This is a genomic window from Achromobacter sp. Bel, assembly GCF_012928505.1.
In the GTDB taxonomy this organism is placed as follows: domain Bacteria; phylum Pseudomonadota; class Gammaproteobacteria; order Burkholderiales; family Burkholderiaceae_B; genus Achromobacter.
The window spans coordinates 180,840-196,329 of sequence record NZ_JABBJN010000001.1 but is presented as its reverse complement, the minus strand read 5'-3'; the positions used below and the strand labels follow the sequence as shown (position 1 = coordinate 196,329).

The following is a 15,490-nucleotide window of genomic DNA, read 5'->3' as shown; positions in this document are numbered from 1 at the left end:
CCTTGAAATAGCGCCACATTTGTTACTCCCCGGCGTGCCTCCGATGGTGCAAAACTGTCTTTACATCACCGCACCTCGGAGGGTTTCAATCATGACCACGCCTACCCCAGCCACCCGCCAATCCAGCCAGCCCGCTCTACAGACGCCCCCTATCGTCACCCCCGACGAATGGGAATCCGCCCGCCAGCAATTGCTGCTGAAAGAAAAAGCCCAAACCCGCGCCCGTGACGCCTTGGCGGCCGAACGTCGTCGCATGCCTTGGACGCCTGTCGACAAGGAATATGTCTTCGAAGGCCCAAATGGCAAGCTCACCCTGCCCGACCTGTTCGACAACCGCCGCCAGCTCATTGTCTACCGCGCTTTCTTCGAGCCCGGTGTCTACGGCTGGCCGGAACATGCGTGTCGGGGCTGTTCGATGGTGGCGGATCAGGTCGCGCATCTGGCCCACTTGAACGCCCGCGACACGACGCTGGTCTTCGTGTCACGCGCCCCGCAAGCCGACATCGCCCGTTTGAAGGCCAGCATGGGCTGGACGATGCCGTGGTTCACGCTGACCGACAGTTTCGACGCCGACTTCGGGGTAGACGAATGGCATGGGACGAACGTGTTCTTCCGCGACGGCAATCGCGTGTTCCGCACGTACTTTCTGAATAACCGGGGAGACGAGCAGATGGGCGGGACGTGGAACTATCTGGACATCACGCCGCTGGGCCGGCAAGAGGTCTGGGAGGATTCACCCCCGGGGTATCCGCAGACGCAGACCTATAAATGGTGGAACTGGCACGACAGCTATGTCGCGGACGCCCCGCCGGATCAGAAGTGGGTAGAAATCTCTGATGCGGGCGAGAAGGCGTTCAGGAACCATTGCGACGGGGCGAAGCCGTCGACGTAGCCGCCGGCCTCTGCCGAACGCACGACGCCCAGGCTATTTTTCCGGTGCAAAAATGATCTTGACCGGATTATCCGCCTTGTATGAAGCCGACGCAGGCCCGAACTTGGGATCAAAGCCGGGATGCCAGGCTCTAAGTTCCGCGTCCGAAATCCATTCCAACTGCAGTTGGTCGTCCGGTGAATAAGAATTGAATTGCGCCAGCGCATTCACGGCGGACTGGCAGTTTTCTGACGTACCGGACTTCAAGACCGAGACCTGGGTTTGCTCGGTCCGTGTCAGGGAGCCAGGTTGAGGGCATTTGCGGACCTCAACGTGGTACTGGCCTTGGGGCGAAGGCAAATCCACAATGATCTTGTTAGGGCCGCATCCGGCCAAAAGCGCGGTCGACAGCGCCAGCAGGGTGAGTCTATTTTGCATCGAGCTACCTCGTGACTGCCGGGCAGTCGGCCCGCGAACACGTCGATCGCCATAATACTCGGCGCTGCGTTTCTAGGCGAAAGGGAGTTTCTCGCGGTGCGCAAGACGACCCATTCCAAGGTCGAACGCACGGGCCGAAACGTGGAGTCGCTTTCATGTATCAAAACGTCTCCGATTCAGGTTAAATAGCGCTCCTGAAAACCCTCGATAACCTACTGACGGATCGGCGACATGCGGCTGTTTCACCCTTTGGTTTTGACATTGGCAGTTTTGGCGAGCGGTTGCGCTCCCGCACTCAAGACAACCACCCCGCCCGTTATGCCGCCGGGAACGCCGGCGGAAGTTTCCGTCTCGCCCAACCTGCCCGACAAAAAGCACATGCCCTTGCAGGCGGGCATCGTTGAAGGCACGCACTACATCTTCATGCAGACTGGCGGCGGCAGCATTTTCCTGGGGCCGATTCTGGGCAGCATGAACATTTCGCGCCTCTCGAGCGAAATGGCCCAACGGTACAAGGACTCGATCATCCAGATCGATCCGCTGCCAATGGCGACCAGCGCGCTGGAAGCGGCAGGCATCAAATCGTCTGACACCGCCGCAGCCTTCAATCTCAAGACATTCGTGTTCGTCCAGCATGGCAGCGACGAAAAGTTCAGGCTGGCTTTGGTCTTCCACGTCGACAACGCGCAAACCCAATGGGTCGGGCGATACACGTTCCATCTTCCGACGGTCTACGCAGACGCAGAGCTTGCAAAACTGTCCGAAGCGCAGATTGCCCAATATAAAAAAGAGCTAAATAATGGCGCCGTCGCGCTTGCCGACTTGGTCAAGCGGGATCTGAAAGGCGAACTGCCTGCGACAGGCAAGCGCGTCAATTTCGGCAGCCTGAATCTGATCGGAAGCAAAATGGGCGGTCTGGGTATGTACACGATGCCTGAAGAGCTCGTCTTCCGCGAATCCCAGGTGGTGGAAGAAACGGACGAATACGTGACGGTCCGAGTTCGCGGCGTCATGGACTCCACCGTTTTCGGCGGTGCCACTGCGTACGGCGTGCAGCGCATGGCAAAAAGCCAGGTTCATACGATGACCCCGTATTGATCTCGTCTTTTTTCTGCTTTTTGCGCCAGTCTTTATGACTGCCCGGGCGGCGCCAAGCCGCCCGGCACGCACGCCCTACCCCTGCTGACTCAACGCCCTGGCAATCTTGTTCCGCGACACCGTCGTCTTCGGCACCTTGAACGGGAACCACGTCCGCACGTCTTCTTCCAGCCCGATGCCGTGCATGTAGTTATAAATCGCCTTCTTCAGCGCACGACCCAAGGCATCATGATCCACACCCGTCGGGTCATGAAAACCGATATCGTTCTTGGCGAACGTCACATCGGGCAGCGGTTTGAGCGTCACCCCGTATTCCTCGGGGTTCTTCCCCACCGGGGAATGCACCGTACAGGCGAAGCGGTGGAAGAACCCGCTTTGAATACAACCGTTTTCAAATAGCTGCCGCACGTATTCCAACGCGTCCACGGTGTCTTGCACCGTTTGCGTGGGAAAGCCGTACATCAAATACGCGTGCACCAGGATGCCGGCGTCGGTGAAGGCGCGCGTGACGCGGGCCACTTGGTCCACCGATACGCCTTTCTTCATCAGGTTCAGCAGCCGGTCTGAGGCGACTTCCAAGCCGCCGGACACCGCGATGCAGCCGCTGTCGGCCAGCAGCTCGCACAATTCCGGGCTGAAGGTCTTTTCGAATCGGATGTTGCCCCACCAGGAAATTCCGGCGTTGCGGTCGATCAGTTCAGTGGCCAGCGCTTTCAGCGATTTGGGTGGTGCGGCTTCGTCGACGAAGTGGAAACCGGTTTGGCCGGTTTCGCGGACGATGGCTTCGATGCGGTCGGCCAGCACGGAGGCCGATGCGCCTTCGTAGCGGCCGATGTAGTCCAGGCTGACGTCGCAGAAACTGCATTTCTTCCAGTAGCAGCCGTGCGCCACGGTCAGCTTGTTCCAGCGGCCGTCGCTCCACAGGCGGTTCATGGGGTTCAGCATGTCCAGCAGCGACAGGTAGCGGTCCAGCGGCAGGCCGTCCCAGGTGGGTGTGCCCACTTCGGCAAACGCCACATCCGGTTCGACCAGGTTCACGTACTGGACGGCGCCCGAGTCCTTGTCGCGCAGGAAGGTGCGGACCAGGCGCTGGCGCGAGCGTTTGCCTTGCACATGTTCCAACAGGGCCAGCAAGGGGCGTTCGCCGGCGTCCAGACAGACGAAGTCGAAGTAGTCGAAGACGCGCGGGTCTTTCAGTTCGCGCAGTTCGGTGTTGACGAAGCCGCCGCCCAGCACGGTGATGATGCTGGGGTCCTGCGCCTTGATGGTCTGGGCGATGCGAAAGGCGGCGTAGACGGCGCCGGGGAACGGCACCGACAGCAGCACCATCGTGGGCGTGTGGCGGGCCAGGGCGTCAATGGTCAGTTCGCGCAGCGTGTCGTCGACCAGCGTCGGCGGGGACGCCAGGGCGTCGGCTAGCGGGTCGAAGGTGGGCTGGCTGCCCGCCAGCGATTCGGCGTAGCGCACGAATTCGAAACGCGGGTCGATGGCGTCGCGCAGCACGTCGGCCAGGTCGTTCAGGTACAGGGTGGCCAGGTGCTTGGCGCGGTCGTGCAGGCCCAGCGCGCCGAATGCCCAACCCAGGGGGTCGCCGCCCTCTTCGTCCAGGTAGACGTCCAGCGAACTGAATCGCGGGCCTTCGGGCAGGAAATGGCGGCCGACGATGCGGTGCGCCAGCGTGGAGTCACGGCCTTGCAGGAAGGCGATGGTGGGGCCGATGGTGGACAGGTAACGCGATTGCATGGCCACGAACGCCTGGATGGGCGGCGTGTGCTTGGCGATCGGCATCGCCTCGATGCGCTCCGCCACGGCGCGCAGGCCGTCGGGGGACAACAGGCGCAGCACCAGCGCCAACGCCAGGTCTTCCTGGAAGGCTGTGACATCGCGCGAGCGCAAGAAGCCCGTCAGGTAGGCGGTGGACGGGTATGGGGTGTTCAGCTGCGTCATCGGCGGGATGACCGACAGCACGCGTACAGGCGAGGTGGACATGAGGCACGGCAGGGCTGCCGTCAAAAAGCGGGGATTAGGGGAATTATAGGCAGTGCGGGCTCAAAGACGTCTGATGCAGGCCGCGAGTAGCCGATGTGACCCGTTAGCAGTCGAGTTCCTTTGGATCCATCGAGGAACGGGCACCATCACAGTCGTCCCTTCATTTCCAGCCATAGTGGCCGTAGATAAGGGAAACGATATAGCAAAAGACGATAGGAGTCGGATGTGCCAAGAAGGTTTTCATTAAGTGGGTTCGTCGTCGGCCTATCCACGACGGTCGTTTTAGCCGCTGTCGCGCTGTCGCTGTTGGGGTATGGCGCCGCCACCGCGATTGAGACGATCTTTGGAATACCGACGGAGCTGACGTATGACACGCCCCTGGACCTTCTTCATCTTTCCAACCATGCAATTTCCGGCTGGATGGAGATCATCGATAAATTGCACGAGACTGCACATTTTAGACTGGCTGCTTACGCCACAGCAGGCCTTGGTCTTGCCTTGACGGTGCTATTTATAGGAGCTCGCACACCCACTGTCCGAGAGCCTATTAAAAGAACCAGCAAGAGAGCCTTATCGGCGTTATCAAGGATCCCTGGCAAAAAACTCATTCAATCGGGCTGTGGGTGGCTTCGCAAACAAGCACTGAGCTTCATTCCGTTCGCAGTGGGGGGGGCCACCCCGTGGCTGCTAATTCCGTTATTGAAGATTGTCATTCTTATTTTTGCGCTCTTGCCTCTTATCGGATATGTCGGCGCGAAGGAAAATCTCAAAACTTGGATTGTGTCTGCCGAGTACTGCTCACCGATCAGCGGCCGAAACGAACGAATGACTATGCAGAAAAGCCAGATCGACGAGCGCACTCAAGGCAATGTTCTCAAGATCACTCCCTGCCTGTCTCTGTGGAAAAATGGCTCATTGGTTGCAGAGGGTCGACATATTGCATCTACAGAAAGAGCCATAATCCTATTTGATCCGGTGACTGGAAACGTCACGCTAGAACCCACCGAGGGGATCTCGATACGTGTGAGCGGCTATTCAGCCTCCACATTACGGACCTTGATCGAGATGCATACCACCGACAATTGATGCCGACCTCGCCGTCTAATTGCACTTTGGCAGCAAGCTCCGTGCTATCAACGTAATCCTCAATGCGCAACGCACCCGATCCTTTTGCCCCGCCCAGAAAGCAGCGCGCCGTTCGCCAGAACTCGCTGCTGTGGATCCTTGATCCCCTGGAGCAGGATGCCAACTACGTCCGCCGCAAGATGTTCGGCTGCGACGCCGCGTACCTGGACGACATGCTGTACCTGGTGGTGGCCGACCGGGACGAGCCCTGGAACGGCGTCATGGTGTGCACGTCGCATGAACGCCAAGCGGCGCTGATGGCGGATATTCCCAACCTGAACCCGCATCCGGAGCTAGGAAAGTGGCTGTATCTGCCCCAGACCGACGAATCGTTTGAGACCATCGCGGCGCAGCTTGTGGATCTGGCGCTGGCGCGCGACCCGCGCTTGGGCGTAGTGCCTAAACCGAAGGCGCGACGCCGCAAGCCGTGGCGGACTGAAGCGTAAATAGCCGGAAGCCGTTACTGCCCCACCCTCACCACCAGTTTCCCGAAGTTCTTCCCTTCCAGCAGGCCGATGAACGCCTGGGGCGCTTGCTCCAGCCCCTCGACCACGTCCTCCCGCCAGCGCAGCTTACCTTCTTTGATCCACTGCCCCGCCTGGCGCAGGAAGTCGTCCTGCTGCGCGTCCGCGAACTCATACACGATGAAACCGCGCAGCGTGACGCTCTTGGCCAGGATCTCGCGCATCGTGCCAGGCAGGCGGTCCGGGCCGCTTAGCGTGGACGGGCCGTCGTTGTAGTTAGCGATCAGCCCGCACACCGGCACGCGGGCGAAATTGTTCAGCAGCGGCATCACCGCGTCCCACACATGGCCACTGACGTTCTCGAAGTAGACGTCGATGCCGTCCGGGCAGGCCTTGGCCAATTGCTCTGCAAAATCAGGTGCTTGGTGGTCGACGACGGCGTCAAAGCCCAGTTCATTTTTCACAAAGGCGCATTTTTCCGGGCCGCCGGCAATGCCGACGACGCGCGCGCCCTGGATGCGGGCGATCTGGCCCACGACCGAACCGACCGCCCCGCTGGCGGCGGCAACGACGACGGTTTCGCCGGGTTTGGGTTGGCCGATGTTGCGCAGGCCGACGTACGCCGTCAGGCCCGGCATGCCCAGGACGCCGAGCGCCGTGGAGGGCGGCGCGATGGCCGGGTCCAGCCGGCGCAGGCCGCTGCCGTCGGACAGCGCGTACTGTTGCCAGCCGGATTCCGCCAGAACGATATCGCCTTCACGCCAATCAGGATGACGCGACGTTTTCACCCGCGCGACCGTGCCGCCCACGATCACGTCCCCAATTTCGATGGGCGGCGCGTAGGACTTGGCTGCACTGATGCGCCAGCGCATGTAGGGATCCAGGGATAGATACTGGGTCTCCAGCAAGACCTGGCCGTCGCCGGGTTGCGGAATGGGCGCATGTTCAAAGCGGAAATCGCTAGGTTTGGGGCGGCCGACGGGTCGGGCAGCCAGGACGACGCGCAGGTTTTGGGGTTTAGACATGGGGAAAATCTCCGTGGATGGGGTCAGCCGGATAGCGACAGCTCGATCCTAGGCATCCGCAAGAGATAAAGGTAGACTGAACTCTGATAATGCAGACTTAATGGATTGATAATGTCAGGTGATTTCGACCCTGCCCTGCTGCGCACCTTTGTGGCCGTTTGCCGCTACGGCAGCCTGAGCCGCGCCGCCGACCAGGCGGGGCGTGCGCAGTCGGCGCTAAGCACGCAGATCCGGCGGCTGGAAGAAATGGTGGGCAAGCGGCTGCTGCATCGCACCGGCCGCGGCATGTCGCCCACGACCGAAGGCGAACTGCTGCTGAGCTACGCCAACCGCATCCTGGCGCTGGGCGAAGCGGCGTCGGCCCGGCTGCGCGAGCGCGCCGTCGCCGGTAGCGTGCGTATCGGGCTGTCGGAAGACGTTGCCGTGGCGGCGCTGCCTGCCGCCCTGGGCCGGTTGAAGCGTTCGTGCCCGCAACTGCATCTGGAAGTGGTGGTCGACGACGGCGAACGGCTGGCCGCGCGCTGGCAGGAAGGCACGCTGGATGTGGCGATAGGCGTCTGCGCGGCGTTTGTGGATGAGCCCGTCGAGACCTGGTCGGTGGATCTGCACTGGGTGTGCGGCATTGACGACATGCCGCGCCCCGACCAGCCGCTGGACCTGATCGTGTACGCCGAGCCCTGCTCATGGCGCCGGCTGGTGTTCGACGCGTTGACCGCGGCGGGGCGCGACTTCCGTGTATCGCTGACCAGCCATAACGTGGGCGCCACCATCGCGGCCGTGGAAAACGGGTTGGGCGTGGCCGTCCTGACGACCGAATGCTTGCGGCCCGACACCATGCGCGTGATCTCGCTGGGACCTGACGGCCCATCACCTCTGAGCGCGCAGTTCGGCATGTATGCGTCGACGCGGCTGAGCGAAAGCGGACGGGCCGCCGTGTCGCTGCTGCGCGACAGCCTGCAGGGCTGGACGGCGTCCAGGCAATCGCGTCATACGGAGCTGCTCGCGACCTGAGGCCGACGGACAGTCAGGCGGACAGGCCTTGCGAAAAGGCATATAGTTTTTTCCCTTGCCGAACCTTCCGCCGGGCACCGCCCGGCCTTGCCTTTTTTGCAGACCGGAAATGAAGACATCCCTGCTTGTCCTATGCCCCGTGGTGGCCGCCAACCTGGAAAGCCTGAAGCAGCGCTACGACGTCACCTATGCACCCACGCCTGAAGAACGGCAAACCGCCATCGCCGCGCACGCGTCGCGCTTTCAGGCCGTGCTGACCATCGGCACCATCGGGCTGACCGCCGCCGAAATCGCCGCGATGCCGGCGCTTGAACTGGTGTCGTGCATGGGGGTCGGCCACGAGACCGTGGACGTGGATGCCGCGCGGGCGCGCGGGATCGTCGTCACCAATGGCCGCGGCGCCAACGACGAATGCGTCGCCGACCATGCGATGGGCCTGGTGATTGCCTGCATGCGCAATTTCCGCAAGCTGGACCAGCTTTGCCGTGACGGGGTGTGGCGCACGGCAATCACGCCGCCTCCGAATGTCTCGGGCAAGCGGCTGGGCATCTACGGCATGGGCGCCATCGGCGAAAAGCTGGCCACGCGCGCCAGCGCGTTCCGCATGCCGATCGGCTACCACAACCGCAATCCCAAGGCCGGTTCGCCTTACCAATATTTCGACAGCCTGCTGGCGTTGGCCGAATGGAGCGATGTGCTGGTCTGCGCCGCGCCCGGCGGCGCCTCCACCCACCATGTGATCAATGCGGCGGCATTGCAGGCATTGGGCGCCGAGGGTTTCCTGGTCAACGTGGGCCGCGGCAGCATTGTGGACACGCCGGCGCTGGCATCAGCCTTGGCAACAGGAGTCATTGCGGGCGCAGGCATCGATGTCTACGAAAGCGAACCCAAGCCGCCCACCGAACTGATCGGGTTGGATAATCTGATTCTGACGCCGCACCTGGCGGGCTGGTCGCCCGAATCCATCGACGCGCAATTCACGATCTTCCTGGAGAACATCGAAGGCCATTTCTCTGGCCGCGGCGCCGTCACGCCCATATAGATTCACTGCCTCTTGTCGCGGCAAGCCCGCCGCCGCGCATGCGGCGGCGGCGGGCAACGCAACCGTTCAACGGAACCGTAAATGCCGCCGCTGAAGTTCAGCGACGGTCTTGCACCCCATCAGCTTCATGGCGCGCTCGATTTCTATCCGCATCAAATCCAGCGCCCGCTCCACGCCGGGTTGACCGGCGGCCCCCAACGGGAACAGGTAGTAGCGGCCCAGCCCCACCGCCTTGGCGCCCAGCGCCAGCGCCTTGAGCACATGCGTGCCGCGCTGCACGCCGCCGTCCATCATCACGTCGATCCGATCACCCACCGCGTCGACGATTTCGGCCAGTTGGTCGAAAGCGCTGCGCGAGCCGTCCAGTTGCCGCCCGCCGTGGTTCGACAGCACGATGCCGGTGCAGCCGATGTCGACGGCCCGCTTGGCGTCTTCCACCGACATGATGCCTTTCAGGCAGAACTGGCCGCCCCATTGCCGCACCATATCGGCGACGTCGTCCCATGACATGGCGGGGTCCAGCATGTCGGTGAAATAGCGGCTGATCGACATGGCGCCGCCGCCCATGTAGACGTGGCCGTCCAACTGCGGCAGCCGGAAGCGTTCGTGGGTGACATAGTTCAGCGCCCAGGCCGGCTTGGCGGCGAATTGGGCGATGCCGGCCAGGTTAAGCCGGAACGGAATGGCAAAGCCCGTGCGCTTGTCGCGTTCACGGTTGCCGCCCGTGATGCTATCCACGGTCAGCATCATGACCTGGACGCCGGCCGCTTTGGCGCGCACCATCATGTCGCGGTTCAGGCCGCGGTCTTTGTGGAAGTAGAACTGGTAGACCTGGGGGCCGCCGCTGATCTTGCGGGCTTCCTCCAGGCTGACCGTGCCCAGCGACGACACGCCGAACATCGTGCCGAACTTGCCGGCTGCCGCCGCAACGGCCCGTTCGCCGTCGTGATGGAACAGGCGCTGCAGGGCCGTCGGCGAACAATAGACGGGCATCGCCAGCTTCTGACCCATTACCGTCACGGACATGTCGACCTGAGCCACGCCGCGCAGCACATCCGGCACCAGGTCGCAGGCTTCGAACGCCTCGGTGTTGCGCCGGTAGGTGGTTTCATCGTCGGCGGCGCCGTCGATATAGTTGAAGATCGGGCCGGGCAATCGCTGGCGCGCCATGCGGCGAAAGTCGTGGAAGTTCTGGCACTGGTTCAGACGCATCGGAAGGCCTTTATCAACGCTGCACGGATAGACGGGCGCGCGGACGACGCCACAACGCCGCCGTCATCATATCGTCAAACAACCTACCTGCTGAATCAACCGGGGTTCATCGCCGCGAACGTGGCCGCGTATCGCCCGTCGCGCTCGGCCCAGCGCCGCGCCCGGTCGCGTTCGACCAGCACTTCACCGTTGGGATGGTCGCCCGAGAACAGCAATTGCATCACCTCGGCCACATATGCCGTCAGCGGCATCGCACGGGGATCCACAGCCTGGCTGTCGCCCGTCAGCGCCGTCTGCACATAGGGCGGCGCCAGCTCCAGCACTTCCACCGGCACCTGGCGCAGTTGATGGCGCAATGATTGCAGCCAGGAATGCAGGAACGCTTTGCTGGCGCAGTACGCCGGGTAGTCGGCGCGGGGGATGAAGGCCAGGTTGGAGCTGGTCGCCATCAGGGCGGCGTGCGGGTTCCGTTTCAGCAACGGCAGGAATGCAGCCGTGACGCGCAACACGCCCATGATGTTCGTATCGACGATGGCTTGGGCGGTCGAGGCGTCCCAGCCATCCGCGCTCATGTCCTCTGCCCGCGAGATGCCAGCATTGGCGATCAGCACGTTCAGGCCGGGGAAACGCGTGTGGACGTCGGCCGCAACGCGCGGCAGCGATGCCGGATCGTCCAGATCCAGCGCGATGCCGGTCAGGCCCGGTCGGCCGGCGGTGACGTCGTCCAGCAAGCGTTGCCGCCGCCCCGTGACGATGACGCGGTTGCCTTGGTCGTGGAACGCTTCAGCCAGCGCACGGCCGATGCCGCTTGTGCCGCCGGTGACGAGGATGGTGTTGCCAGTCTGTTTCATGATTCGCGACTCCTGGAATGCAAGAAGCATCCGTAAGGGTGGCGTGCTGGCGATGAAGCGGAGGGAATTGGAAAAACGACGTCATGCCAGTGCGCCTTTGTACCGTCAAGACACTCCCAGCTGGGATCCTCTCGACAAAGGACGCGTTGGATGACGGTAACGCCTACGGCCGCGCATTGCGCGCTGCGAAGCGAATTTAGCGCGGTGGCATTGCCGCCGTCAATACGTTTGCCGCATCGCTATCGACGGATGCGATCAGGCCTTCAAGCCACGCCCGATGCGCGGCGAAGGTTCCCAGTTGCGCTTCGGCCGCATGCCGTTCGTTCAGATACTGGTCCAGGTACCGGAAGCCGACCACCTGCGCGGCTTGCCGGAGCGTGTCATCCGGCAGGTCGCGTTCGTACAGGAAATCAAAGCGATGCAGCCAGAAACCTTGCTCGCTGCGGGCGATCACGGCGATATCGCGCGGGCGTTCGATGCTGTAGCGGTTGAACTCCAAACCGCCCTCGTCTTCCAGGACGGCGTAGACCATGCTGTCCTGGTCCCAAAGCGCGATCCAGGCCGGCCCATCGGACGCGCCGGGCCGAGGGTAGGCACGCGCCGGCGGCCCGACGCAGATGCCCCGGAACGCCTCGTGCAGGCAACTGCCGGATGAGAGCTGCACCAATGGCTCGGACACGCCAAGCCGCCGCAGCGCCGCGATCCGTTCTGCTTCGCTGCGGTCGGCCATCTGGGCCACCGTGCCGCCGCAATGGCGGCACACCCGAGCGTCCCGCAGGATGCGCTGGCCGCATCCCGGGCAATCGATATGCGTCGCGACAACAGGCTGCCTGGCGCGCGGCGAGCGGTCGTCGATAGTCATCAGGAAGATGCCGGCCACGACCGGACTGATCAGACAGGCAAGAATCGTCCAACCGACCGCCTTGCGCCCCCGCCGGGCCGCCAACAGGCCGACCACCAGGGCCAGCGCGATCCAAAGAAGGATAAGGGAAATAAGCATGGCGCGATGTTAAACCGATGCCGGAAGCGGTTTTCTTGCGCGCGGTAATCGAAACCGCGCGCGCAGGCGCCGGGCGGGAGTAATCTTCACCCTGGCGTCACCCCTGACGCAGCCGGGTCGCTTGCAACCAAAAGGAAATCCACATGCTCAACTCTTTTTCGACATTGCGTAAAACTGGCGTGGCCGCGTTGACGCTAGGGCTGGCCAGCGTGTTCCTTGCCGGTTGCACCATGAACGGCCCGCAGGCGTCGCCCACGGCGGCAGAAAAGCGCCAGGAACTGAATACCGCTACCACCGCCACCTTGTCCAAGCTGTACGAGGCCGCGCCGCAGTCCAAGCAATTGGTCGCGCAAGCCCGTGGCGTGCTGGTGTTCCCGGCGGTGCTGAGCGCCAGCTTCATCGTGGGCGCACAGCATGGAACGGGCGAGCTTCGGGTCAACGGCCAAGATAGCGGCTACTACAGCATCACGGGCGGCTCTATCGGCTTGCAGGCGGGCGCCCAGTCCAAAGCCATGGTGGTGCTGTTCATGACGGATGACGCGCTGGCCAAGTTCCGCGCCAGCAGCGGGTGGACGATCGGAGCCGACGCGACGGTTGCCGTGGCGAACCTGGGCGCAAACGGCAATATCGATTCCAATACCGTGCAACAGCCCATCGTGGGGTTTGTCATGAACAACGGCGGCCTGATGGCCGGCGTGTCGGTGGACGGCAGCAAGATTTCCCCGCTGCTGCTGTAACGCTATCCGTCAATGACAGGGGCCCGCCGATCGGCGGGCCCCAAGTATGTTGCAAGTGCGGCTTCAAGCCAGCATCGGTGCCATGTCCGGGTCGCCCTTCTTCATAGCGCGACGGTATGCATCACGCGCGCCGATACGCTGCAGATAGGCCAGGATATTCGGATACGGCGACAGGTCGAACGGATAGAACAGCCGCATCGTCGTCAACGAGAACACCGCAATGATGTCCGCCGCGGTCAGCGCGTTGCCCGCCAGATAATCGTTCGCCCCCAACCGGGTATCGATGAGGCTCAGCGCCTGCTTGCGCCGGGCGTCGGCAAACTGCACAACCGGCTTGTCTGCCGGCACCTCGGCCCGGGCCAGGACCATGCACCGCATCAGAGCGGGCTGCAGCGAGCCGTTGGCGAAATGGAACCAATAAAGATAGTCCGCGAAATTCGCATCCGCCGGCGCCGCCGCCAGGCGGCCATTGCCGAACCTGGCCAGCAGGTACTCGACGATGGCGGTAGATTCGGCCAGGACGGTGTCGCCGTCGGTAATGATGGGCGCGGTGCCCAGCGGATGCAGCGCCTTGTATTCGGGCGGCGCCAGCCGGGTGACCGGGTCGCGGTCATAGACCTTCAATTCGTAGGGGATGGCGAGTTCTTCGCACAGCCACACGATGCGTTCGGATTGCGATTTTCCCAGATGATGGACGGTCAGCATGAAGATTTCCCGGTTCGGATACGCCAGCGCGTTAACCCCGCCACTCTACCCTGCTTGCGCAACCCCGCGATATCCTTGGGCTATTCCCGGCAGACGCCGCTTTCCATTACAAGGAGCCCCCCGTGATCAACGAACAGGACAAGAAGCACCTTGCGCGCTGCGTGGCGCTGGCCGGGCAAGCCCTGGCGTCGGGCGACGAACCCTTCGGTTCCATCCTGGTATCCGCCGACGGCAAGGTGCTGTTTGAAGACCACAACCACGTGGCGGGCGGCGACCACACGCAGCATCCGGAATTCGAGATTGCCCGCTGGGCCGCCAGCCATGTGCCGGCATCCGAGCGCGCCGCGTGCGTCGTCTATACCTCGGGTGAACACTGCCCGATGTGTTCGGCCGCGCATGGCTGGGTGGGGCTGGGCCGCATCGTCTACGCCAGTTCATCGGCCCAGTATTCGGCGTGGATGCGCGAATGGGGCGTCCCGCCATCGCGGGTGCGGCCACTGGCCATTGCCGAGGTGGTGGACGGCATCGAAGTCGACGGGCCGGTCGCGGAGTTTGCCGAACAAGTCCGTCTGCTGCATCAGCAGAACGTCCAAAAGCGGGCTGGGGCATAAGACGCCCCATCGGTTAACCGATAGATACATTACGCTGAAATCCGGCAACGCTTTGACGCAATCTGCATGCTAATTTAGGCGCCCGTAACCGCCTTCGCCTGAGGGCGGCATTTTCCCCTCTATTCCTGACCATGCACACGACGCCTGATCGCGATACGACTACCGCCCATAAGCCGAAGCGGATTTCCCGGATGATTCCCCTGGCGTTCGGCCTTGCGCTTGCCGTGGCTTCGCCCATGATTGCGGCGCAGAATACAGGCGCGGTGCGGGCCCACGGCCCCGCCCAACCAACTGGCGCCGCTACCCAGCAGAACGCCGCCCCCGTCCAGCAGAGCGGCGCTGCCCCCCAACAAAGCGTCGCCCCGGCCCAGCAGAATGGCGCCGCGCTTGCGCCGGTGGCCAAGACCGAAATCAGGAATCAGGCTGCCTACGAACGCCTGCTGAACAACAGCGGCGTCAGCGTGCAATGGCTCTGGTCCGCGGATCGCGGCCACCTGACCGCAAAAGATGAGAACGACGTCGTCCGCATCGATGGCACGCAAGCCAACTTTGAAGGCACCTTGAAAATCAAGGGTGAAATCGTCTCGATCGACAGCGACCGCTTTGTCTTCCGCGGCACCATCCTGATCCTGGACGCGCCAGATAAAGGCCGTCGCTGCGAACGCACGGGCGACTACGAGTTCCGCGCCACCGGCAAACGCAAATACTGGCGCTTGCAGCAGATGGAAAGCTGCGGCCGCCTGACCGACTACGTCGATATCTATTACTAAGCCGCAACCGCCTCGACCCGGACGCCCCGATGCCCCCTACCGCGATCAAATGGCTTGCCAGCATTGCATTTGGCCTGTTGGTCGGCAGAGCCGCCTACGGCATGGTCAATCCGCTGTTGATCATCGCGTTCGGGCTGAACGGGCCGGCGGCGGGCGCCGACGTGGCTGCCGAAGCCGCCACCGTGGACAAACTGCAATTGGCGGGCGGCATCATCACGTTGCTGCTGACGATTGCGGTCGTGGCGGCGCTGGTCCGCATTCCCAATATGCGCCGCCTGATCGGCTGGGGCTGCGCGCTGCTGGGGATGTCGCTGTTGCTGACGGTCCCCATGAGTCTGCTGACGATGGACTTCGCGGCGCATGATGCGGCGGCCGTGGGCACACGCGCCGCCAACGACGCCAACACCGCGCTCTTTTTCTGGGCGCTTATCTTTGGTCTGCCTTATGTCGGCGGCGGATTGGCGCTGACCATCCTCGGCATCGTCCTGATCCGTAAAAACCCCGGCCAGGCCGCGCCCAACCTCGCGCGGCCCTGAGCGCC

The 15,490-nt window shown here is 62.9% G+C and carries 17 protein-coding genes; 10 read left to right on the top strand and 7 right to left on the bottom strand.

Annotated elements, in window-relative coordinates; translation table 11 throughout:
• Nucleotides 1–91: 91 nt before the first annotated feature.
• Nucleotides 92–892 (top strand): DUF899 domain-containing protein, encoded by an 801-nt coding sequence (locus tag HG262_RS00895; RefSeq protein ID WP_169269230.1) that lies wholly within the window; start codon nt 92–94, stop codon nt 890–892.
• 33 nt (nt 893–925) lie between these two features.
• Here HG262_RS00895 and HG262_RS00890 read toward each other — a convergent pair whose 3' ends face one another.
• Entirely contained in the window at nt 926–1,309 is a 384-nt protein-coding gene (locus tag HG262_RS00890; RefSeq protein WP_169269229.1) for a hypothetical protein, read from the bottom strand.
• Between the two features lie 231 nt (nt 1,310–1,540).
• Here HG262_RS00890 and HG262_RS00885 point away from each other — a divergent pair, with 231 nt between their 5' ends.
• The gene (locus HG262_RS00885; RefSeq protein WP_169269228.1) at nt 1,541–2,407 is read left to right on the top strand and encodes a hypothetical protein; all 867 of its coding nucleotides are present in this window, start codon (nt 1,541–1,543) and stop codon (nt 2,405–2,407) included.
• Between the two features lie 75 nt (nt 2,408–2,482).
• Here the strand turns inward: HG262_RS00885 and HG262_RS00880 are convergent, their stop codons facing one another.
• Nucleotides 2,483–4,396, bottom strand: coding sequence for a radical SAM protein (locus tag HG262_RS00880; protein WP_211186905.1), 1,914 nt, complete (start codon nt 4,394–4,396; stop codon nt 2,483–2,485).
• Nucleotides 4,397–4,621: 225 nt separating this feature from the next.
• On the opposite strand from HG262_RS00880, the gene HG262_RS00875 reads away from it, so the two are divergent.
• Both HG262_RS00875 and HG262_RS00870 read left to right on the top strand, forming a co-directional pair.
• Entirely contained in the window at nt 4,622–5,482 is an 861-nt protein-coding gene (locus HG262_RS00875; RefSeq protein WP_169269227.1) for a hypothetical protein, read from the top strand.
• 62 nt (nt 5,483–5,544) lie between these two features.
• Complete coding sequence (locus HG262_RS00870) at nt 5,545–5,967, top strand: hypothetical protein (RefSeq protein ID WP_169269226.1); 423 nt, start codon at nt 5,545–5,547, stop codon at nt 5,965–5,967.
• Nucleotides 5,968–5,981: 14 nt separating this feature from the next.
• Here the strand turns inward: HG262_RS00870 and HG262_RS00865 are convergent, their stop codons facing one another.
• A complete protein-coding gene (locus HG262_RS00865; protein WP_169269225.1) occupies nt 5,982–7,010 on the bottom strand; it encodes an NADP-dependent oxidoreductase in 1,029 nt (342 codons plus the stop codon).
• Between the two features lie 111 nt (nt 7,011–7,121).
• On the opposite strand from HG262_RS00865, the gene HG262_RS00860 reads away from it, so the two are divergent.
• Nucleotides 7,122–8,021, top strand: a complete 900-nt coding sequence (locus HG262_RS00860; protein WP_169269224.1) for a LysR family transcriptional regulator — start codon at nt 7,122–7,124, stop codon at nt 8,019–8,021.
• A gap of 109 nt (nt 8,022–8,130) precedes the next feature.
• Nucleotides 8,131–9,063 carry a 2-hydroxyacid dehydrogenase gene (locus tag HG262_RS00855; protein WP_169269223.1) on the top strand — a complete coding sequence of 311 codons (933 nt, stop codon included), beginning with the start codon at nt 8,131–8,133 and terminating at the stop codon, nt 9,061–9,063.
• Nucleotides 9,064–9,129: 66 nt separating this feature from the next.
• On the opposite strand, the gene HG262_RS00850 is transcribed toward HG262_RS00855, so the two are convergent.
• The 3 genes from HG262_RS00850 to HG262_RS00840 all read right to left on the bottom strand — a co-directional run bounded on the left by HG262_RS00850 (nt 9,130) and on the right by HG262_RS00840 (nt 12,126).
• A complete protein-coding gene (locus HG262_RS00850) occupies nt 9,130–10,275 on the bottom strand; it encodes an alpha-hydroxy acid oxidase (RefSeq protein ID WP_169269222.1) in 1,146 nt (381 codons plus the stop codon).
• A 95-nt stretch (nt 10,276–10,370) separates the two neighbouring features.
• Nucleotides 10,371–11,126: an SDR family NAD(P)-dependent oxidoreductase gene (locus HG262_RS00845; RefSeq protein ID WP_169269221.1), complete on the bottom strand. Its 756-nt coding sequence runs from the start codon at nt 11,124–11,126 to the stop codon at nt 10,371–10,373.
• 196 nt (nt 11,127–11,322) lie between these two features.
• Entirely contained in the window at nt 11,323–12,126 is an 804-nt protein-coding gene (locus HG262_RS00840; RefSeq protein WP_169269220.1) for a hypothetical protein, read from the bottom strand.
• Between the two features lie 143 nt (nt 12,127–12,269).
• Between HG262_RS00840 and HG262_RS00835 the strand changes: the two genes are divergently transcribed.
• Nucleotides 12,270–12,863 (top strand): YSC84-related protein, encoded by a 594-nt coding sequence (locus HG262_RS00835; protein WP_169269219.1) that lies wholly within the window; start codon nt 12,270–12,272, stop codon nt 12,861–12,863.
• A gap of 63 nt (nt 12,864–12,926) precedes the next feature.
• Here HG262_RS00835 and HG262_RS00830 read toward each other — a convergent pair whose 3' ends face one another.
• Nucleotides 12,927–13,568, bottom strand: coding sequence for a glutathione S-transferase (locus HG262_RS00830; protein ID WP_169269218.1), 642 nt, complete (start codon nt 13,566–13,568; stop codon nt 12,927–12,929).
• Between the two features lie 122 nt (nt 13,569–13,690).
• On the opposite strand from HG262_RS00830, the gene HG262_RS00825 reads away from it, so the two are divergent.
• From HG262_RS00825 to HG262_RS00815, 3 genes are all read left to right on the top strand, one after another.
• Complete coding sequence (locus HG262_RS00825; protein WP_169269217.1) at nt 13,691–14,179, top strand: nucleoside deaminase; 489 nt, start codon at nt 13,691–13,693, stop codon at nt 14,177–14,179.
• A gap of 191 nt (nt 14,180–14,370) precedes the next feature.
• Complete coding sequence (locus HG262_RS00820) at nt 14,371–14,949, top strand: hypothetical protein (protein WP_169269216.1); 579 nt, start codon at nt 14,371–14,373, stop codon at nt 14,947–14,949.
• A 29-nt stretch (nt 14,950–14,978) separates the two neighbouring features.
• On the top strand, nt 14,979–15,485 hold the full coding sequence (locus HG262_RS00815) for a hypothetical protein (protein WP_169269215.1): 507 nt from the start codon (nt 14,979–14,981) through the stop codon (nt 15,483–15,485).
• Nucleotides 15,486–15,490: the final 5 nt, after the last annotated feature.

Excerpts from the sequence above, each read along its gene's own strand:
- HG262_RS00895 (WP_169269230.1), top strand. The coding sequence starts at position 92 with ATGACCACGCCTACCCCAGCCACCCGCCAATCCAGCCAGCCCGCTCTA.
- HG262_RS00890 (WP_169269229.1), bottom strand. The coding sequence starts at position 1,309 with ATGCAAAATAGACTCACCCTGCTGGCGCTGTCGACCGCGCTTTTGGCC.
- HG262_RS00885 (WP_169269228.1), top strand. The coding sequence starts at position 1,541 with ATGCGGCTGTTTCACCCTTTGGTTTTGACATTGGCAGTTTTGGCGAGC.
- HG262_RS00880 (WP_211186905.1), bottom strand. The coding sequence starts at position 4,396 with ATGTCCACCTCGCCTGTACGCGTGCTGTCGGTCATCCCGCCGATGACG.
- HG262_RS00870 (WP_169269226.1), top strand. The coding sequence starts at position 5,545 with ATGCGCAACGCACCCGATCCTTTTGCCCCGCCCAGAAAGCAGCGCGCC.
- HG262_RS00865 (WP_169269225.1), bottom strand. The coding sequence starts at position 7,010 with ATGTCTAAACCCCAAAACCTGCGCGTCGTCCTGGCTGCCCGACCCGTC.
- HG262_RS00860 (WP_169269224.1), top strand. The coding sequence starts at position 7,122 with ATGTCAGGTGATTTCGACCCTGCCCTGCTGCGCACCTTTGTGGCCGTT.
- HG262_RS00855 (WP_169269223.1), top strand. The coding sequence starts at position 8,131 with ATGAAGACATCCCTGCTTGTCCTATGCCCCGTGGTGGCCGCCAACCTG.
- HG262_RS00850 (WP_169269222.1), bottom strand. The coding sequence starts at position 10,275 with ATGCGTCTGAACCAGTGCCAGAACTTCCACGACTTTCGCCGCATGGCG.
- HG262_RS00845 (WP_169269221.1), bottom strand. The coding sequence starts at position 11,126 with ATGAAACAGACTGGCAACACCATCCTCGTCACCGGCGGCACAAGCGGC.
- HG262_RS00840 (WP_169269220.1), bottom strand. The coding sequence starts at position 12,126 with ATGCTTATTTCCCTTATCCTTCTTTGGATCGCGCTGGCCCTGGTGGTC.
- HG262_RS00835 (WP_169269219.1), top strand. The coding sequence starts at position 12,270 with ATGCTCAACTCTTTTTCGACATTGCGTAAAACTGGCGTGGCCGCGTTG.
- HG262_RS00830 (WP_169269218.1), bottom strand. The coding sequence starts at position 13,568 with ATGCTGACCGTCCATCATCTGGGAAAATCGCAATCCGAACGCATCGTG.
- HG262_RS00820 (WP_169269216.1), top strand. The coding sequence starts at position 14,371 with ATGATTCCCCTGGCGTTCGGCCTTGCGCTTGCCGTGGCTTCGCCCATG.
- HG262_RS00815 (WP_169269215.1), top strand. The coding sequence starts at position 14,979 with ATGCCCCCTACCGCGATCAAATGGCTTGCCAGCATTGCATTTGGCCTG.